This window comes from Arthrobacter sp. P1_B9, from assembly GCF_056406495.1.
Map to the genome: position 1 here is coordinate 242,795 of NZ_JBFUAA010000005.1, position 17,101 is coordinate 259,895.

Annotated in this window: 17 protein-coding genes and 1 riboswitch; of the genes, 6 read left to right on the forward strand and 11 right to left on the reverse strand. The window is 67.2% G+C overall.

Going from position 1 to position 17,101, the window contains the following annotated elements:
* The first annotated feature begins 1 nt into the window (after position 1).
* Both purQ and purL read left to right on the forward strand, forming a co-directional pair.
* A complete protein-coding gene (gene purQ, locus AC1D1A_RS09880) occupies positions 2 to 760 on the forward strand; it encodes a phosphoribosylformylglycinamidine synthase subunit PurQ (RefSeq protein ID WP_476947639.1) in 759 nt (252 codons plus the stop codon).
* A complete protein-coding gene (gene purL, locus AC1D1A_RS09885) occupies positions 757 to 3,090 on the forward strand; it encodes a phosphoribosylformylglycinamidine synthase subunit PurL (protein ID WP_243181452.1) in 2,334 nt (777 codons plus the stop codon). The genes purQ and purL overlap by 4 nt, the downstream gene beginning before the upstream one ends.
* Positions 3,091 to 3,170: 80 nt before the next feature.
* Here purL and AC1D1A_RS09890 read toward each other — a convergent pair whose 3' ends face one another.
* The 11 genes from AC1D1A_RS09890 to AC1D1A_RS09940 form a co-directional block, all read right to left on the reverse strand.
* Entirely contained in the window at positions 3,171 to 3,464 is a 294-nt protein-coding gene (locus AC1D1A_RS09890) for a DUF503 domain-containing protein (protein ID WP_476947640.1), read from the reverse strand.
* 95 nt (positions 3,465 to 3,559) lie between these two features.
* On the reverse strand, positions 3,560 to 3,877 hold the full coding sequence (locus AC1D1A_RS09895; RefSeq protein ID WP_079555298.1) for a putative quinol monooxygenase: 318 nt from the start codon (positions 3,875 to 3,877) through the stop codon (positions 3,560 to 3,562).
* A gap of 80 nt (positions 3,878 to 3,957) precedes the next feature.
* Complete coding sequence (locus tag AC1D1A_RS09900; RefSeq protein ID WP_243181450.1) at positions 3,958 to 4,560, reverse strand: tetratricopeptide repeat protein; 603 nt, start codon at positions 4,558 to 4,560, stop codon at positions 3,958 to 3,960.
* Between the two features lie 14 nt (positions 4,561 to 4,574).
* Positions 4,575 to 5,129 (reverse strand): DUF1990 family protein, encoded by a 555-nt coding sequence (locus AC1D1A_RS09905; RefSeq protein WP_476931425.1) that lies wholly within the window; start codon positions 5,127 to 5,129, stop codon positions 4,575 to 4,577.
* Complete coding sequence (locus AC1D1A_RS09910; RefSeq protein WP_476850505.1) at positions 5,126 to 5,536, reverse strand: MmcQ/YjbR family DNA-binding protein; 411 nt, start codon at positions 5,534 to 5,536, stop codon at positions 5,126 to 5,128. Before AC1D1A_RS09910 ends, AC1D1A_RS09905 begins: the two co-directional genes overlap by 4 nt.
* Positions 5,537 to 5,597: 61 nt before the next feature.
* A complete protein-coding gene (locus AC1D1A_RS09915) occupies positions 5,598 to 6,872 on the reverse strand; it encodes an acyl-CoA dehydrogenase family protein (protein ID WP_476947641.1) in 1,275 nt (424 codons plus the stop codon).
* Between the two features lie 27 nt (positions 6,873 to 6,899).
* Positions 6,900 to 7,769: a MetQ/NlpA family ABC transporter substrate-binding protein gene (locus AC1D1A_RS09920; RefSeq protein ID WP_476850503.1), complete on the reverse strand. Its 870-nt coding sequence runs from the start codon at positions 7,767 to 7,769 to the stop codon at positions 6,900 to 6,902.
* Between the two features lie 32 nt (positions 7,770 to 7,801).
* Complete coding sequence (locus AC1D1A_RS09925; RefSeq protein ID WP_476871043.1) at positions 7,802 to 9,244, reverse strand: LLM class flavin-dependent oxidoreductase; 1,443 nt, start codon at positions 9,242 to 9,244, stop codon at positions 7,802 to 7,804.
* 46 nt (positions 9,245 to 9,290) lie between these two features.
* Positions 9,291 to 9,956, reverse strand: a complete 666-nt coding sequence (locus tag AC1D1A_RS09930) for a methionine ABC transporter permease (RefSeq protein WP_018776122.1) — start codon at positions 9,954 to 9,956, stop codon at positions 9,291 to 9,293.
* Positions 9,949 to 10,758: a methionine ABC transporter ATP-binding protein gene (locus AC1D1A_RS09935; RefSeq protein WP_476871044.1), complete on the reverse strand. Its 810-nt coding sequence runs from the start codon at positions 10,756 to 10,758 to the stop codon at positions 9,949 to 9,951. The genes AC1D1A_RS09930 and AC1D1A_RS09935 overlap by 8 nt, the downstream gene beginning before the upstream one ends.
* Before the next feature lie 139 nt (positions 10,759 to 10,897).
* Positions 10,898 to 10,988, reverse strand: a riboswitch (SAM riboswitch).
* Between the two features lie 97 nt (positions 10,989 to 11,085).
* Positions 11,086 to 11,511, reverse strand: a complete 426-nt coding sequence (locus AC1D1A_RS09940) for a CoA-binding protein (protein WP_476871045.1) — start codon at positions 11,509 to 11,511, stop codon at positions 11,086 to 11,088.
* Between the two features lie 307 nt (positions 11,512 to 11,818).
* On the opposite strand from AC1D1A_RS09940, the gene acs reads away from it, so the two are divergent.
* The 4 genes from acs to AC1D1A_RS09960 are packed head-to-tail and all read left to right on the forward strand — an operon-like array spanning position 11,819 to position 17,097.
* A complete protein-coding gene (gene acs / locus AC1D1A_RS09945) occupies positions 11,819 to 14,044 on the forward strand; it encodes an acetate--CoA ligase (protein ID WP_476871046.1) in 2,226 nt (741 codons plus the stop codon).
* 10 nt (positions 14,045 to 14,054) lie between these two features.
* A complete protein-coding gene (gene sfnG / locus AC1D1A_RS09950) occupies positions 14,055 to 15,263 on the forward strand; it encodes a dimethylsulfone monooxygenase SfnG (RefSeq protein WP_476857654.1) in 1,209 nt (402 codons plus the stop codon).
* A complete protein-coding gene (locus AC1D1A_RS09955) occupies positions 15,263 to 16,603 on the forward strand; it encodes an O-acetylhomoserine aminocarboxypropyltransferase/cysteine synthase family protein (protein WP_476857653.1) in 1,341 nt (446 codons plus the stop codon). The genes sfnG and AC1D1A_RS09955 overlap by 1 nt, the downstream gene beginning before the upstream one ends.
* The gene (locus tag AC1D1A_RS09960) at positions 16,603 to 17,097 is read left to right on the forward strand and encodes a CoA-binding protein (protein ID WP_230011882.1); all 495 of its coding nucleotides are present in this window, start codon (positions 16,603 to 16,605) and stop codon (positions 17,095 to 17,097) included. The genes AC1D1A_RS09955 and AC1D1A_RS09960 overlap by 1 nt, the downstream gene beginning before the upstream one ends.
* Positions 17,098 to 17,101: the final 4 nt, after the last annotated feature.

Genomic DNA, 17,101 nt, shown 5'->3' on the forward strand with positions numbered 1-17,101 from the left:
AATGACTGAACTCCCCCTGATCGGCGAGGCCGTCGCCGTCGCCGCCAACCCCCGGCTCGCGGGTGCGAAGATCGGCGTCGTCACCTTCCCCGGCACCCTGGACGACCGCGACGCCGCCCGTGCGGTCCGTCTGGCCGGCGCCACCCCGGTGGAGCTCTGGCACGCCGGCACCACCCTGGGTGACGTTGACGCCGTCGTGATTCCCGGCGGGTTCTCGTACGGCGATTACCTCCGCGCCGGCGCGATCGCCCGCTTCGCGCCGCTGATGTCCAGGATCATCGACGCCGCCAATTCCGAGGCCAAGCTGCCCGTGCTGGGCATCTGCAACGGCTTCCAGATCCTGACCGAGTCGCACCTGCTGCCCGGTTCCATGATCAAGAACGACCACCTGAAGTTCATGTGCCGCGACCAGGTCCTGCGCGTGGAAAACAACACCACCGCCTGGACCGGGGACTACGCCGCCGGCCAGGAAATCACCGTGCCGCTGAAGAACCAGGACGGCCAGTACATCGCCGACGAGAAGACCCTGGACGCGCTCGAGGCCGAAGGCCGCGTTGTGTTCCGCTACGTCGGCTTCAACCCGAACGGCTCTCGGCGCGACATCGCCGGCATTTCCAACGCCGCGGGCAACGTGGTGGGCCTCATGCCGCACCCCGAGCACGCTGTGGAGGCCGGCTTCGGTCCCGAGCTCGGCTCCGGCACCGAGGGCCTCGGGTTCTTCACCTCTGTCCTGAACAAGATCGTGGGAGACAACAAATGACGGAGACACCCGCAGTGGCGGCACCCGCGGAGACCGCCCGGAAGTTCAACATCGACACCGTCGAGAACGCGGCCAAGACCCCGGACACCGAACTCCCCTGGGCCGAACTGGGCCTGAAGCAGAACGAGTTCGACGAGGTGGTCAAGGTCCTGGGCCGCCGCCCCACCGGCGCGGAACTGGCCATGTACTCGGTGATGTGGAGCGAACACTGCTCCTACAAGTCCTCGAAGAACCACCTGCGCCAGTTCGGCGACAAGGTGACCGAGGAAATGAAGAAGGACATGCTCGTGGGAATCGGCGAAAACGCCGGTGTCACCAACCTGGGCGACGGCTGGGCCGTGACGTTCAAGATTGAGTCCCACAACTCGCCGTCGTTCGTGGAGCCCTACCAGGGCGCCGCAACCGGCATCGGCGGCATTGTCCGCGACATCATCTCTATGGGCGCCCGCCCGGTAGCGGTGATGGATCCGCTGCGCTTCGGCGCCATTGACCACCCGGACACCGCCCGCGTCATGCACGGCGCGGTGGCAGGGATCGGCGGCTACGGCAACTCGCTGGGCCTGCCCAACATCGGCGGCGAAATGGTCTTCGACTCCGTGTACCAGGGCAACCCGCTGGTGAACGCGCTGGCCGTCGGCGTGATGCGCCACGAGGACATCCGCCTCGCGAACGCCTCCGGCAAGGGCAACAAGGTGGTGCTGTTCGGTGCCCGCACCGGCGGCGACGGCATCGGCGGCGCCTCCGTGCTGGCCTCGGAGTCCTTCGATGACACCAAGCCGTCCAAGCGCCCCGCGGTCCAGGTGGGCGACCCGTTCGCCGAGAAGGTCCTGATCGAGTGCTGCCTGGAGCTGTTCAAGGGATCCCTGGTGGAGGGCATCCAGGACCTCGGCGCCGCCGGCATTTCCTGCGCCACCTCCGAGCTTGCCTCCAACGGCGACGGCGGCATGGAAGTCGAGCTGACCTCCGTGCTGCTCCGCGACCCCACCCTGACCCCGGGCGAAATCCTGATGTCCGAGTCGCAGGAACGCATGATGGCCGTGGTCACCCCGGAAAACATCGCCGCGTTTGAAGCGGTCATGGACAAGTGGGCGGTGGAGTACTCCTGGCTGGGCGAGGTGACCGACACCGGCCGCCTCATCATCACGTGGGAAGGCGAGGTCATTGTCGACGTCGACCCGCGCACCGTGGCCCACGACGGCCCGGTCTACGACCGACCGTATGCCCGCCCCGAATGGCAGGACGCCGTCCAGGCCGACTCCTTCACCGGGTCCGTGCAGGACGCCGGCCGTCCCTCCGCCCCGGCGGACCTGGCCGCCGCCATCACCGAGCTCGTCGCCTCCCCGAACATGTGCGACAAGTCCTGGATCACCAAGCAGTACGACCGCTACGTCGGCGGCAACACCGCCATGGCGTTCCCGGACGACGCCGGCGTGGTCCGGGTGGACGAGGAAACCGGCCTCGGCGTGGCCCTGGCCACCGACGCCAACGGCCGCTACACCTACCTGGACCCGTACCACGGCGCTCAGCTGGCCCTGGCCGAGGCCTACCGCAACGTCGCCACCTCAGGTGCCGTGCCGATGGCCGTCAGCGACTGCCTGAACTTCGGCTCCCCCGAGGACCCCGACGTCATGTGGCAGCTCGCCGAAGCCATCCGCGGCCTGTCCGACGCCTGCATGGTCCTCGGCATCCCGGTCACCGGCGGCAACGTCTCGCTGTACAACCAGACCGGGACCACCCCCATCCACCCCTCCCCCGTGGTGGCAGTGCTGGGCAAGTTCGACGACGTCGCCCGCCGCACGCCGTCGGGCTGGAAGGAAGACGGCCAGGCCATCTACCTGCTGGGCACGACGGCGGCAGAGCTGGACGGTTCGGAATGGTCGAACATGCGCGGACACCTGGGCGGCCTGCCGCCGAAGGTTGACCTCGACGCCGAGCGCGAACTGGGACAGATCCTGATCAACGCCTCCCGCGACGGCATGGTGGATTCCGCCCACGACCTCTCCGAAGGCGGCCTCGCCGCGGCCCTCGTGGAGTCGTCCCTGCGTTACGGCGTGGGCGCCCGAATCGCCCTGCAGGACGTCCTGGACCGCGACGGCGTGGACCTGTTCACGGCGCTGTTCTCCGAAACCCAGGGCCGCGCCGTCGTCGCTGTGCCCCGCTCGGAGGAAATCCGCTTCACGGACATGTGCACCGCCCGCGGCTTCGCGCACGTCCGGATCGGTGTGGTGGACGCCGAGGGCGGCACGCTGGAGATCAACGGTGTCGAGACCATGAGCCTCGACGCGCTCCGCGAAGCCCACGAGGCGACCCTGCCGAAGTACTTCGGCTAAGCCCCACCGCTCAAAGCAACGCGGGGTCACTTACCGCCCATAAATCCCCTCGGGACGGGCGGTAAGTGACCCCGCGTTGTTTAATCGTCGCTGCGGAGCTCCCGTTGCCGTGCGCTGAGGAGTTCGAGTTCGGGCCGGGCCGCCACGAAGCGTTCGACGGCGGTCAGTACCTCCACGACGTGTGCCCGGTCTGCTGCCACCAGGCCGGCGCCCAACTGCGTGCGCCGGTGTTGCTCGTGGTCCCCGACCTCGGCCACGGAGACATCAAAGCGGCGCTTCAGCTCCGCAAGCAGCGGCCGCACCATGGAACGTTTCTCCTTCAGGCTGTGAACGTCGCCCAGAAGGATGTCGAATTCAATCCAGCCGATCCACATGCCATAAGCGTATCCATTGCTCCCCAGCTGCCCCCTAGCCTCGCAAGCCCGGCCAGGGAACCCTGCCGGCGTGGGCCCACTGCAATCGATGCCGGTTAGATGGTGAGCTCGCCCATCCGGTCCCAGCCGTCGCCGTCGAGCTGCCGGCTGATGATCCGGGGCGTCTCGGCCAGCGCCTGAGGCATGTCCGCCATAGCCTGCTTGAAGTGGGCGCTGTTCACGTGGGCCCCGGCGGCGTCATCCTTGAAGGCCTCAACCAGGACGAATTCATTGGGGTCCTCCACACTGCGGGACCAGTCGAACCACAGGTTGCCGGGCTCCTGGCGGGTGGCCTGGGTGAAATCGTTCACGAGTCCCAGCCAGCGCTCCGACCAGTCCGGCTTGACCTTGAATTTGACGACGATGAAGATCATGGGCTGAAGCCTTTCATTGGTTTTCCGGAGGTTCCATTCTTCCAGCATGACAATGCCGGGTCACATGGCCAGTTGGCGGGTCAACAGGCCTTGATGGCCTCGCGGGCCAGTTCCTGCTGCCGCGGGGTGCCGATCCGGTCGGCCCACTGTTCGGCGAGCTGGAACTCCACCATGGCCTCGGTGCACCGGCCGGCGTCATGCAGCGTCCAGCCGAGGTTGTTGTGCAGCGAAACCACCCACCGTTTGGTCCGCTCATCGTGAACCGTGGACGCGTACTCCAGGGCGCTCCGGGTCCAGGTCTCGGCGTGGGCGGAGTCGGCAATGGCGAGCATGTGCAGCGCGTCCACGGCCAGGAATTCCTCGACCAGGTAGTCAGCCAGTTCGGCCGCCTGTTCAAACAGCGGCACGGCCATCTCGGGGTGGCCGCTGGAATTGAGCACCCGGCCGCGTTCCAGCAGCACCCGCACCGCGACGGTGGGCTCGTCGGCATCAACCGCATCCAGCAGGGCGTCGGCTTCCTCGTAGCGGCCCTGCAGCCCGATGGCCCGGCCCAGCTGGGTGGTGAGTTCGGCGCGTTCGTCGGCGTCGTAGCGTTCATCTGCGGCCGCCGCCCGGAACCGGGCTTCGGACCCGGCGGGGTCGTCGAAGTTCCACAATTGGTCAAGGGTTTTCTGTTCCAGCATCCATCTGCTCCTGATCAGCTTTCACCTGCGGCCAGTTCGTGTGCACTCCCAATGTAGCGGGAAGTGACATGCCTTTGTGCCCGTCCCGTGAGGGCGCGGCCGGCCGCGAAGAACCAGTTGGACGGCCGGCTGAAGGCCGTGATTTTCAGGAACACCCGGCCGGCGGCGTCGATCTCCACTTCGAAGGCCTCCTCGCCCCGCACCGGATGACCGGGCAGTGTGCCGTACCCGAACCCGGCTCGTTGCGGCCCGTCGCCGGGCACCGGCCGGCGCACCCACACCACCTCGCAGGGCGCGTTGATCCGGAAGGGGCCGACGCCGAATCCGCTCACCACGCGCGCGCCGGGCACGACGGCGTCGGAGTCGGTGCGGACGCGCAGCCCGGAGCGTCTCTGCAGCTGCCACGTCAGAATCCCCTGCGCCACCCTCCGGTACAGTGCCGGGCCGTCGCCGAGGTATGCCCGGGACACCAGGCAGGGAAAGCCCTTCGGCGCCTGGCCGTGCTCAGTGGAGCCAATGCCCGGATAGTTCAGCCCGTCCCGCGCGCCGGCACCAGGATCACCGCTCATGTGTCCTCGCCCCTGGCCAGTCCCGCCCAGCCCAGCTGTTCCCGCTGCTTCCGGCTGAACGAGGCGACCACCAGGTCATAGGAATCCTCCACCATGTCCCGGATCATGCCGTCCGGCAACGATCCGTCCAGCCGGACCCCGTTCCAGTGCGTCTTGTTCATATGCCAGGCGCCGGTGATTTCCGGGTGGATGGCCCGCAGCTGTTCGGCCAGGGCCGGCTCGCATTTGAGGCTCACGGACCAGTCGGCCGGGTCCATGGCCGATGCCGCGAACATCTTGGCGTCCTGCCTCGTGCCGCCGGCGATCCCCGCCCGCACCTTGAAAACCGATGTCTCCGGGCCGAAAGGAAAATCCTCAAACGCACCGGGGAAGCTCAGGCAGATCTCGCGGAGGGTGGCAACGTCCATGGCACGAGCCTATCCGGCTGCGGCCTGCCCGGCTGCGCGGGCTATCCGGCTGCGGCCCGCCTCACCCTGCCTGCGCGGCGGTGCGGGCGTCGCCGATGCTGTGCAGCCCTTCGGGAGTGGTGCCGTTGACTTCGTAGTCGCCCACGGTGCGGGCCTTGAACACGGCGGGGTTGTGGGTGGAAACGGTCCTGGCGTTGCGCCAGTGCCGGTCCAGCGATTTCGACTTCGACGTGGCGGATGCCCCGGTGACGTCGAAGAGCTGCTGGGCCGCGGACTGGACGAGTTCGGGCACCAGCAGCTGCGCCTTTTCCACCGCGATCTCGCCGCGGACGTAGCGTTGTTCCGGGGTGAGATCCAGGTTCTGGTCCGCGCCGGCGTCGAGCTCCCGGGCGGCGGCCAGCACCACGGATTCCGCCGCGAAGACCTTGGCCGAGAGCTGGCCGACGAGCTGCAGGATCAGCGGGTCGCTGCGGAACAGCTCGCCGGAACCGGTGTTGAAGGTCCGTTTGCGGTCGCGGACCAGCGCCCTCGCGTCGGCCAGCGCCGCCCGGCCGATGCCCGCCAGGACGGCGAGCAGGACCAGCTGGAAGAAGGCCGGCTCGTGCGTGGTGGATTCCGAGCGCCGGATGATGTTGGTGTCCGGCACCACGGCGTCACGGAAAATCGTGGTGCCGGTGCCGGTCAGCTGCTGGCCGAACCCGTCCCAGTCGTCGAGGATTTCCACTCCGGGCTGGGTGGTGCTGACCACGGCGTACTGCCGGCCCTCCACGCCCGCGGTGCTGGCCATGACGGCAATCCACTCGGCGAAGATGGTGCCGGTGGTGTAGTACTTCCTGCCGTTCAAGAGCCAGTCCCCGCCGTGGCGGGTCAGCTTGGTTCCGGTGGTGCCGAGGACATTGCCGGATTTCTCCGTGGCGGCGTTTCCAAAGATCTCGCCGGCCACCACTTTCGGGTACCAGCGGTTCCGGAAGTCCGCGGATTCCAGACCGACGGTTTCCACGAACGCGAAGTGCGAGCGGTAGAGGTGGGCCACGGAGGAATCCGCCTCGGCGAGTTCGATGAGCAGCCGGAAGAAGGGCTCAAAGCCGATGCCGTCGCCCCCGTGTTCCGTGGGCACCCGCAGCCGGCCGAAGCCTTCCTCGTTCAGCCAGCGGACCTGTTCGAAGGGCAGGACCCTGTCCTGCTCGCGGGCCAGCGCGCCCTCCGCGATCCGGGCAAACACGGGCCGGAAACGCTGCGCCAGCCTCTCGTAGGCGGCTTCGGCCGACGGCGCCTCGGTGTAGGCGGCTGCGACCGATGGTGCTCCGGGAGCTGTGGTCTCTGGTGCGTAGGACATGCGTTCCCTTGGTTGCTGGTGGCCGGGCTAGAGCTTGGCGGCGTCGGCGGCGGGATCCTGGTCCCAGGGGGTGGGCAGGATGCCCTTCTGGTAGCTGGCAAACCAGGCCTTGACCTCCGGGGACTGGAAGGCGGCCTTAAGGGCCGCGGCCTTCTCCGACCCGGCAAAATCCTTCCGCCCGGCAACCACGATCCGGAACGGGACCTGGTCCGCATCCGTTTCGAAGGCCAGCGCGTCGTCCTTGCTGTGCCCGGCATCCGCGGCCATGCGGGCGACCAGGAAGCCGGCGTCGACATCAGGAAGGGTCTTGGCGAGGGACTGCTGGTCCACTTCCACGAACTGCAGCTTCTTCGGGTTGGCCGCGATGTTCTTTTGCGAGGTGTGGATCACGGTGGCGTCAGACAGCTCCAGCAGGCCGGCGTCGCGCAGCATGAACAGGGCACGGCCGTTGTTCGCCGGGTCCACGGGAATGCCGATCTTGGCGCCGTCCGGGAGCTCGTTCAGGGACTTGTACTTGTCAGACCAGATGCCGCCCGGGGCGCTGTAGACGTAGAACAGTCCCACGTTCTCCAGGCCCTTGTCCTGGTTGAACTGCTTCAGGTAGGCGTTGTGCTGGAAGAAGTTGGCGTCGAATTCGCCGTTGGCCACGGCCAGGTTGGGCTGGATGATGTCCGTGACGTACGTGGGCTCCAGGGTCCAGCCCTGGGCCGCGAGCAGCTTCTGGGCCAGCTTGGTCGGTTCCTGGTACGGGGCGGACTCGGTGACGATAATCTTGATCGTCTTGCCGCCGCTGGCGCCGGCACCGCCGGGGTTGGTGAGGCCGCAGCCGGTCAGTGCCGCGGCGGAGACAGCACCGGCACCGGCGAGGGCATATTTGAGGAAATTTCTACGCTGCATGGTCTTGGTCCTTTGTGGTGGTTCGCGCTGGGCTATGACTGGGCGGTAACGCTGGCGGGCTGGTTTTCGGCCGCCGCGGAGAATTCGGTGAAGGCTCCCCGGAAGGCCGCGGCGGGGTGCCGTCCGTTGAGCCGTGGCCCGGCGCCGAAGAGCTTCTCGCGCAGGGTTCCCGGCGCGTAGCCGGTCTGGGCGAGGCCGCGGCTGCGCAGTTCCGGCAGCACACCGTCGATGAAGTCGGTGTAGGAGCCGGGGATGGTCTGGTTGATGATGTTGATGCCGTCGATTCCGGCGTCCTGCCACTGCTCGAGACGGTCGGCAATCTGGTCCGGCGTTCCCACCACCCGGTTGGCCCGGCTGCGGTAGAGCGCAATGTCGCGGAGGGTGGGGTTGCCGCCGCGGACGGAGGCGCGGATAGCCGTGAGATGTCCCTGGCTGCCTTCCGTTTCAAGGTCCCCGAGCGGGGTGTCCAGCGGCAGGCCGCCGAGGTCGACGCCGAACCCGCCGCCCACGTGGGCCAGCAGGGCTTCAATGTCCAGGCTGTCCTCGAGCTCGTCGGCTTTGCGGTTCGCCTCGGCTTCGGTGCCGCCCACCACGAAGTGCATGCCCTGGAGGAACTTCACGTCATCCGGATGGCGGCCGGCGGCAACGGCCTGTTCCCGGACGGCCGCGGTGTACTTCGCGGCCACCTCGGTGCTCGGCGCGAGTGTGAAGGTGGCCTCGGCGTTGGCGGCGCAGAACTGCTGGCCGCGGCCGGAGCTCCCGGCCTGGAAAAGCACCGGGGTGCGTTGCGGTGAAGGGGCCGCGAGGTGGGGTCCGTCGATCGAGTACCGGGGCCCGCGGTGGTAGATCTTGCTGACTTTCTCCGGGTCCGCGTGGACCCCGGTCGCCTTGTCCCGGAGCAGCGCGTCGTCTTCCCAGGATCCTTCCCACAATTTGTAGGCGGCCTCGACGTATTCGTCCGCCCAGTCGTAGCGTTCGTCATGCTTGGTCAGCTCGGTGGCGTTGAAGTTCCGGTGCGCGTTTTCCAGCACGCTGGTGACGATGTTCCAGGCCACGCGGCCGCCGCTGATGTGGTCCAGCGTGGACATTTGCCGGGCGAACTGGAACGGATGGCTTTGAATCACCGACGACGTCGCGGCCAGCCCGATCTCCCGCGTTCCCGTGGCGAGCGCGGACAGCAGGATGAGGGGGTCGTTGGACGGCACCTGCAGGCCCTTTTTCAGCAGCGATGCCCACCCGCCGTCGTAGTCGCCGTAGAGACCGACGACGTCGGCGAAGAAGATCGCGTCAAACTTGGCGCCTTCGAGCTGGCGGGCCAGGTCGATCCAGAGCTGGAGTTCGTTGAACCGGTGCTGCTGGGCTTCCGGGCGCCGCCACTGGCCGCCCATGATGTGGCTGGACGTGTTCATCACGAAGGCGCTGATCAGCAGGCGCGGGCGGGGTCCGTCGAAACGGGTACTGGGCGTTGAAGTCATGGGGTGCTTTCCGCTGTGGGAGGTGGGACGAGGGTGCTGCCGGCGCTCAGAGGCGCTTGTCCAGGCGCCGGGCAACATAGGATCCGCCCAGCTGAACGATGGTGACCAGCAGGATCATCAGGACAATGGCGGTGATCATGAGCGGCGTTTCGTAGCGGTAATAGCCGTACCGGATGGCGAAGTCGCCGATTCCGCCGCCGCCCACCAGTCCGGCCATCGCCGAGTAGGAGATGAAGCTGACGGTCATGATGGTGATGGAGCTGACGAGTCCGGGCTTCGCCTCCACAATCAGGACGTCCCGGACGATCTGGGACCGGCTGGCGCCCATGGACCGTGCCGCTTCGACCACTCCGCCGCCGAGCTGGCTCAGGTTCTGTTCCACGAAGCGGGCGAAATACGGAATGGCGTTGAGGGTCAGCGGGACAATGACGGCGGCCGTGCCGATGGTCGTGCCGACAATGAACCTGGTCACGGGAATGATCGCGATCAGCAGGATCAGGAACGGGAACGAGCGGAGCAGGTTGACCAGCCCGTCCAGGACCCGGTGCAGCTTTGGCCTGTGCTTGAGCCCGTTGGGACCGATGGTGTAGAGCAGGACACCCAGCGGTGTCCCGAGCAGCACCGCCAGCGGGATGGCCACCAGCAGCATGGTGAGGGTCTGTCCCATGGCGACGCCGATTTCGGGCAGGACTTCCAGGATGCGGTCAAACATTGATCAGGCCCTCCGACGCGGCTGTGGTGTGGGTGCCCCTCCCGGAGCGGTCCAGCTGGATCTCATCGGAGACCAGGTAGCGGCCGATCGACGTCGCCGGGTGGAAACCGGGGCGCTGGAGTTCGGCGAGGTCGAGCTGCTCCACCACCCGGCCTTCTTCCATGACCGCGACGTTGTCCGCGATGGCCTTGATGACATTCATCTCGTGGGTGACCACCACGATTGTGATGCCGAATTCGGCGTTGACGTCGGCCAGGTATTGCAGGACCGATGACGTCGTCCGGGGATCCACGGCCGACGTCGGCTCGTCACAGAGCAGCACTTTGGGCCCGGTGGCAAGGGCGCGGGCGATCGCCACCCGCTGTTTCTGGCCCCCGGAGAGTTTGGCCGGATACGTTCCCGCTTTGTCGGCGAGGTCCACGATTTCCAGGGTTTCGGCGGCCCGCCGCCGGCGTTCCGCCTTCCCGACGCCGGCGAACTTCAGGGACAGCTCCACATTTTCCTGGGCTGTGAGGTTGTTGAGGAGATTGAAGTGCTGGAAAATCATGCCGATGTCATGCCGCTTGGTCCGGAGCTCGGCGTCGGACAGGGTCACCAGGTCCACGCCGTCCACCAGGACGCGGCCCGACGTCGGGCGCTCGAGGAGGTTGATGTTGCGCAGCAGCGTGGATTTGCCGGCGCCGGAGAACCCGATGATGCCCTGGATGGTGCCCCGCCTGATGTGCAGGCTGACGTCATCGACGGCCGTGAAAGGTCCCGCGGCCGAACCGAATGACGTGCTGACGTTCTGGATCTCGATCACAGGCCCCCACCTGCTCGGGGCCGCGGCGCTGCCGCTGTCTGCGTGTTCATGATTTCCTCCGGGCTCGCCCGAGGAAAGCCCTGGGTCCTGGCTTCCGGGCAGCGCTGAGCGAAGCCGGGGAGCCTCAGAACACAGTGGTTCTCCATCGGTCCTGGCGGTAGCACCGTCCTCAAAGGAGGGGGTTGCTGCGGCGTCACGGAGCCAGATCTCTCAGCCGCTCGGGATGGTTACGAGTCCATCTCACACGGCAGGAGGCCGGATACAGAAAAAGCCGGTCACATTTTGTAACCGACTCTTCCCGATCTGTTGATCGTCATTCCCGGGCCGTTAGATGCCCACGCGCCAGCCTTCGCGGGCGGGGCACGCGTTCACGACGACGTCCAGCCCGGCGGCCCTGGCCCGGTCCGTCGCGGCGTCGTCGAAGACGCCCAGCTGCAGCCAGACGGCCTTGGCGCCTACTGCGATGGCCTCGTCTATGACTGCGCCCACCCTGTGGGAGTTGACGAAGCAGTCCACGACGTCGATCGGGTGCTTCTCCGCCGGGATGTCAGACAGGGAACGGTACCCCTTCTCGCCGTGGACATCGTCGCCCGGAAGGTTGACCGGAATGATGGTCATGCCCATCCGGTCCCGGACATAGAGGGAGACCTCATACGCCGAGCGCCATTCGTTGGTGGTGAGGCCGACCACCGCCCACGTGCCTTTGGTTCGCATGAGGCGGTCAATGACTGCCGGATCGTTAACATGGGCCATGCATCAACCTTACTCCTGCGACCTTTCCGGGCAATTGTCGAATAAATGAATGATTTGGGTCGGACCCACGCCGGGTGAACGAATATTACGGCGCTCCCGGACGCCGATTTTGCGGAATCGTGCATCTGAAGTTCTAGTAGGTAGTGACCATCCCGAGCGGCCGAGAGACCTGGATCGATGACGCCGCAGCAACCCCCCGGTGACGTGGGACGACCATTCCCACGCCACCGCTCCGCCCTCCTTCGGTGAAATTCGAGGGAGCCGGAGCAACCAAGGGTGCTACTGCCAGGACCGATGGAGTGCAGCAATGACCCCTGAGAATTCTTCCGCTCTGCCCACCTTTGCCCGGCCTGCGTCCGAGGCATTCCCCCAAACCACTTCGGACGCGACGGCGAACGAAGCAGGGCTGCGTGACGCGCCCGGCTCCTCTCGCGGCTCTTCGGGATGGTCCCTGAACGAGTCCACGGACGGCGCAGTGCACGGCGTCCCCGCCGATGGGCCGGCGCGTCACCGCAGCACCACCTTCGGAAACCACCTTCCCCGGCACGGCGGCGCCGCGACCGCGGGAACTGTCCAGGCAGAGACGGTTGCGTTCTGGGAAACCCAGGCTCTCCGCCTCGACTGGGCGGACCTGCCCGGCGGCGCGACGGAGCAAACCAAGCCCTGGCACACCGCGCACCGCCGGGTCCCGGCCGACGTCGAGGCCGGCACCGGACCGCAGATCACCTGGTTCGAAGGGGGCAGGCTCAATGTCGCCTACAACTGCGTCGACCGCCACGTAGCGGCGGGGCGCGGAGACAAGGTGGCCCTGCACTTTGAGGGCGAGCCCGGCGACCGCCGTGCCGTCACCTACGCCGGACTCCAGCGCGAGGTCTCCAAAGCCGCAAATGCCCTCCTGGATCTCGGCATCACCAAGGGCGACCGGGTGGTCATCTACCTCCCCGTCATCCCCGAAACCGTGATCATCACCCTCGCAGTGGCCCGGATCGGTGCCATCCATTCCCTGGTCTTCGGCGGATTCTCCGCCGAGGCCCTGAAGTTCCGGGTGGAGGACACCGGCGCCAAGCTCCTGGTCACCACCGACGGCCAGTTCCGCCGCGGCACCGCCGTACCGGTCAAGGACAACGCGGACGCCGCCGTCTCCGGCGACAACGCCATCGAACACGTCCTGGTGGTCAACCGGACCACTCCCGCGGACGAGCTGGACACCGTCCCGATGACCGCCGGCCGCGATGTGTGGTGGCACGACGCCGTCGGCACCGCCTCCGAGACTCACGAAGCCGAGGCGTTCGACGCCGAGACGCCGCTGTTCATCATGTACACCTCCGGCACCACCGGCAAGCCCAAGGGGCTGGTCCACACCTCCGGCGGCTACCTCACACAGGCGTCATGGAGCTTCGAGCACCTGTTCAGCAACCCCGACCCCGCGCTGCGGGAGAAGGACGTGCACTGGTGCACGGCCGACCTCGCCTGGGTCACCGCGCACACCTATGAGCTCTACGGCCCGCTCTCCAACGGCGCCACGCAGGTCATCTTCGAGGGCACGCCCAACACCCCGCACCCGGGCCGGCACTTTGAGATCATCGAACGCTACGCGGTCACGCAGTATTACACCGCGCCCACCCTGGTCCGCTCCCTCATGGGCTGGTTCCCGGACGGCGTCCCGGACACGTACGACCTCTCCTCTATCCGTCTTCTCGGCACGGTAGGCGAGGCCATCAACCCCGAGGCCTGGCGCTGGTTCCGGACCAACATCGGCGCCGGCACCGCCCCCGTGGTGGACACGTGGTGGCAGTCCGAAACCGGCGCCACCATCCTCTCCCCGGCACCGACGGACGCCGCGTTCAAGCCCGGCTGCGCGGCCCGCCCGCTGCCCGGCGTCAGCACGCGCATCGTGGACGACGCCGGCAACACGGTGCCGCCCGGCGTCCAGGGTTTCATCGTGGTGGACTCCCCCGGCCCGGCGATCGCCCGGACGGTCTGGGGCAACCCGCGCCGCTACTTCGATTCGTACTGGCGCCAATACGCCGAGCAGGGCTGGTTCCTCGCCGGTGACGGCGCCAAGTATGACGACGACGGCGACATCTGGATCCTCGGGCGGGTGGACGACACCCTCAACGTCTCCGGACACCTGCTCTCCACCATCGAGGTCGAATCGGCGCTCGTCACCCACCCGGACGTGGTGGAGGCCGGCGTCTGCCCGGTCGCGGACCCAAAGACCGGCCACGCGATCGTCGCGTTCGTGGTGCTGAAGGATTCGGCGGCCACCCCCGACATCCAGGGTGTGCTGAAGGCGCACGTCGCGAAGCAGATCGGGCCGATCGCCAAGCCGCGGGACGTCGTCGTCGTTCCCGACGTGCCGAAAACCCGCAGCGGCAAGATCATGCGCCGGCTGCTGACCCAGCTGTTCGAAGGCACAACGCTCGGCGACACCACCTCGCTGCAGAACGAACCATCCATCGCGGGCATCCAGGATGTGCTGCGCGACCGCGCCGCGGAAATCCTGGCACCAGCAAGCCCCACCCGGAAGTAAAGGAACACCCATGACTGAGATCAGCAACGTCGCCCGTCTTTCCGAACCGCTCAAGTTCGCCTACTGGGTCCCCAACGTCTCCGGCGGCCTGGTGGTATCCACCATCGAACAGCGCACCGGCTGGGACTTCGAATACAACAAGAAGCTGGCCAGGATCGCGGAGAACTCCGGCTTCGAATACGCCCTGACCCAGACCCGGTACGCCGCCTCCTACGGCGCGGACAAACAGCACGAGGCCACCTCGTTCAGCCTGGCGCTGCTGGCCGCCACCGAGCGCCTCAAGGTGATCTCCGCCGTCCATCCGGGCATGTGGCACCCCGGCGTGCTGGCGAAGTACATCATCACCGCGGACCACATCTCCAACGGCCGCGCCGCCGTGAACATCGTCTCCGGCTGGCTCAAGGACGAATTCACCAACTTCGGCCTCGAATGGCTCGAACACGACGAGCGCTACGTCCGCACCGAGGAATTCATCAAGGTCCTCCGCGGGCTCTGGACCGAGCAGGACTACAGCCAGTCCGGCAAGTACTACAACATCACCGACTTCACCCTGAACCCGGCACCGGTGGACGTGCCGGGCCGGGCGCACCCGGAGATCTTCTTCGGCGGCAACTCCACGGCCGCGCAGGCCACCGCCGGCCGGGTGGCTGACTGGTACTTCTCCAACGGCAAGGACCTCGACGGGTTCAAGGAGAACATCGCCGGCGTCGTGGCGGCGTCAGGTGCCGCCGGTCGCGGCACGGAAGGTGCCCTCCCCTCCCCCAAGTTCGGCCTCAACGGCTTCGTGATCGCCCGGGATTCCGAGAAGGAAGCCCGCGACACGCTCCGCGAGATCGTCGAGAAGGCGCACAAGCCCGCCGTCGAGGGGTTCCGCGCCGCCGTCCAGGAAGCCGGGGCGGCCACCAAGGACGGCAAGGGCATGTGGGCCGACTCGAGCTTCGAGGACCTGGTCCAGTACAACGACGGCTTCAAGACCCAGCTGATCGGCACCCCGGAACAGATCGCCGAGCGGATCGTGGAGTACAAGAAGATCGGCGTGAACCTGTTCCTGACCGGCTACCTCCACTTCCAGGAGGAAGTCGCCGCGTTCGGCCAGGACATCCTGCCGATCGTCCGCGAACTCGAGGCCGACCTCGCCCGCAAGAACGGCACCGAACTGGACCTGTCCCGGACCCCGGCGGCAAACGCCGGCACTACCAGCAAGCTGGTGAACGCGTAATGGCTGACCGCAAGTTCGGATTCCGCACCCGCGCGCTGCACGCCGGCGGCACCCCCGACGCCGAGCACGGCGCCCGCGCCGTGCCGATCTACCAGACCACCTCCTTCGTGTTCAAGGACACCCAGGACGCCGCGAACCTCTTCGCGCTGCAGAAATACGGCAACATCTATTCCCGGATCGGCAACCCCACCGTGGCCGCGTTCGAGGAGCGCATCGCCTCCCTGGAGGGCGGAATCGGCGCCGTGGCGACGTCGTCGGGCATGGCGGCGGAGTTCATCACCTTTGCCGCGCTGACCCAGGCCGGGGACCACATCGTGGCCGCCTCCCAGCTCTACGGCGGCACGGTGACCCAGCTGGACGTCACGCTGCGCCGCTTCGGCGTGGACACCACATTCGTCGCCGGCACCGACCCGGCGGACTACGCCGCCGCAGTCCGGGAAAACACGAAGGCGATCTTCGTGGAGGTGGTGGCCAACCCGTCCTCGGAGGTCCAGGACCTTGCGGCCCTCGCCAAGGTGGCGCACGACGCCGGCGTCCCGCTCGTCGTCGACGCCACCCTGAGCACGCCCTACCTCGTGCGGCCGATCGAGCACGGGGCGGACATCGTGATCCACTCGGCCACCAAATTCCTCGGCGGCCACGGCACCACCCTCGGCGGCGTGATCGTCGAAAGCGGCCGCTTCGACTGGGGCAACGGCAACTTCCCGACCATGACCGAGCCCGTGGCCTCCTACGGCAACGTCTCCTGGTGGGGGAACTTCGGCGAGTACGGGTTCCTCACCAAGCTGCGCTGCGAACAGCTGCGCGACATCGGACCCGCACTGTCCCCACAGTCGGCGTTCCAGCTGCTGCAGGGCGTGGAGACGCTCCCCCAGCGCCTCGACGAGCACCTGAAGAACGCCCAGGCCGTGGCCGAATGGCTCGAAGCGGACGAGCGCGTGGCCTACGTGAACTTCTCCGGCCTGCCCTCGCACCCGCACTTCGAGCGGGCGCAGAAGTACCTGCCGCTGGGTCCGGGCTCGGTGTTCTCCTTCGGCGTCAAGGGCGGCCGGGCCGCCGGGCAGAAGTTCATCGAGTCCCTGCAGCTGGCCTCACACCTGGCCAATGTGGGCGACTCCCGGACCCTGGTCATCCACCCCGGGTCCACCACCCACCAGCAACTGAGCCCCGAACAGCTCGAGGCGGCAGGTGTCCCCGAGGACCTGGTCCGCATCTCCGTGGGCCTCGAGGACATCGATGACATCCTCTGGGACCTGGACCAGGCACTGGACGCCGCCTCGGAAGCAGCAGCCCCGGATGCATCCGCAGAGGCTGAAGCCTGCACGATCGGAGCGAACTGATGAGTGTTGAAGAACGGACCTGGACCGGCCCCTCGGCGCCGGAGCGCCTGAACCTGCTGCGGCAGGCGAAGTCGATCGCGATTGTGGGCGCATCGGACAAGCCCTCGCGCGCGAGCTATTTCGTGGCCACCTATCTGCAGTCCTCCACCCGGTACAAGGTCTATTTCGTGAACCCGGTGGTGAAGGAAATCCTGGGTCAGCCGACGTATCCGTCGCTCGCGGACCTGCCGGAAAGCCCGGACATTGTGGACGTGTTCCGCAAGCACGGCGACTTGCCCGGCGTCCTGGACGAGGCCATTGCCGCCGGCGCCAAGACCCTCTGGCTGCAACTGGGCTCCTGGCACGAGGACGTTGCCAAGGAGGCCGAGGCCGCCGGACTCGACGTCGTGATGGACCGCTGCGTGAAGATTGAGCATGCCCGGTTCCACGGCGGCCTGCACCTTGCCGGATTCGACACCGGCGTCATCTCTTCGAAGCGGCAGGTCCTGGCCTAAACAG

Coding starts and splice junctions, on each gene's coding strand:
- AC1D1A_RS09905 (WP_476931425.1), bottom strand. CDS start 5,129: ATGAGCGGTGATCCTGGTGCCGGCGCGCGGGACGGGCTGAACTATCCG.
- AC1D1A_RS09915 (WP_476947641.1), bottom strand. CDS start 6,872: ATGTCCTACGCACCAGAGACCACAGCTCCCGGAGCACCATCGGTCGCA.
- AC1D1A_RS09940 (WP_476871045.1), bottom strand. CDS start 11,511: ATGGCCCATGTTAACGATCCGGCAGTCATTGACCGCCTCATGCGAACC.
- purL (WP_243181452.1), top strand. CDS start 757: ATGACGGAGACACCCGCAGTGGCGGCACCCGCGGAGACCGCCCGGAAG.
- AC1D1A_RS09895 (WP_079555298.1), bottom strand. CDS start 3,877: ATGATCTTCATCGTCGTCAAATTCAAGGTCAAGCCGGACTGGTCGGAG.
- AC1D1A_RS09920 (WP_476850503.1), bottom strand. CDS start 7,769: ATGCAGCGTAGAAATTTCCTCAAATATGCCCTCGCCGGTGCCGGTGCT.
- AC1D1A_RS09955 (WP_476857653.1), top strand. CDS start 15,263: ATGGCTGACCGCAAGTTCGGATTCCGCACCCGCGCGCTGCACGCCGGC.
- acs (WP_476871046.1), top strand. CDS start 11,819: ATGACCCCTGAGAATTCTTCCGCTCTGCCCACCTTTGCCCGGCCTGCG.
- AC1D1A_RS09925 (WP_476871043.1), bottom strand. CDS start 9,244: ATGACTTCAACGCCCAGTACCCGTTTCGACGGACCCCGCCCGCGCCTG.
- AC1D1A_RS09890 (WP_476947640.1), bottom strand. CDS start 3,464: ATGTGGATCGGCTGGATTGAATTCGACATCCTTCTGGGCGACGTTCAC.
- purQ (WP_476947639.1), top strand. CDS start 2: ATGACTGAACTCCCCCTGATCGGCGAGGCCGTCGCCGTCGCCGCCAAC.
- AC1D1A_RS09930 (WP_018776122.1), bottom strand. CDS start 9,956: ATGTTTGACCGCATCCTGGAAGTCCTGCCCGAAATCGGCGTCGCCATG.
- AC1D1A_RS09960 (WP_230011882.1), top strand. CDS start 16,603: ATGAGTGTTGAAGAACGGACCTGGACCGGCCCCTCGGCGCCGGAGCGC.
- AC1D1A_RS09900 (WP_243181450.1), bottom strand. CDS start 4,560: ATGCTGGAACAGAAAACCCTTGACCAATTGTGGAACTTCGACGACCCC.
- sfnG (WP_476857654.1), top strand. CDS start 14,055: ATGACTGAGATCAGCAACGTCGCCCGTCTTTCCGAACCGCTCAAGTTC.
- AC1D1A_RS09910 (WP_476850505.1), bottom strand. CDS start 5,536: ATGGACGTTGCCACCCTCCGCGAGATCTGCCTGAGCTTCCCCGGTGCG.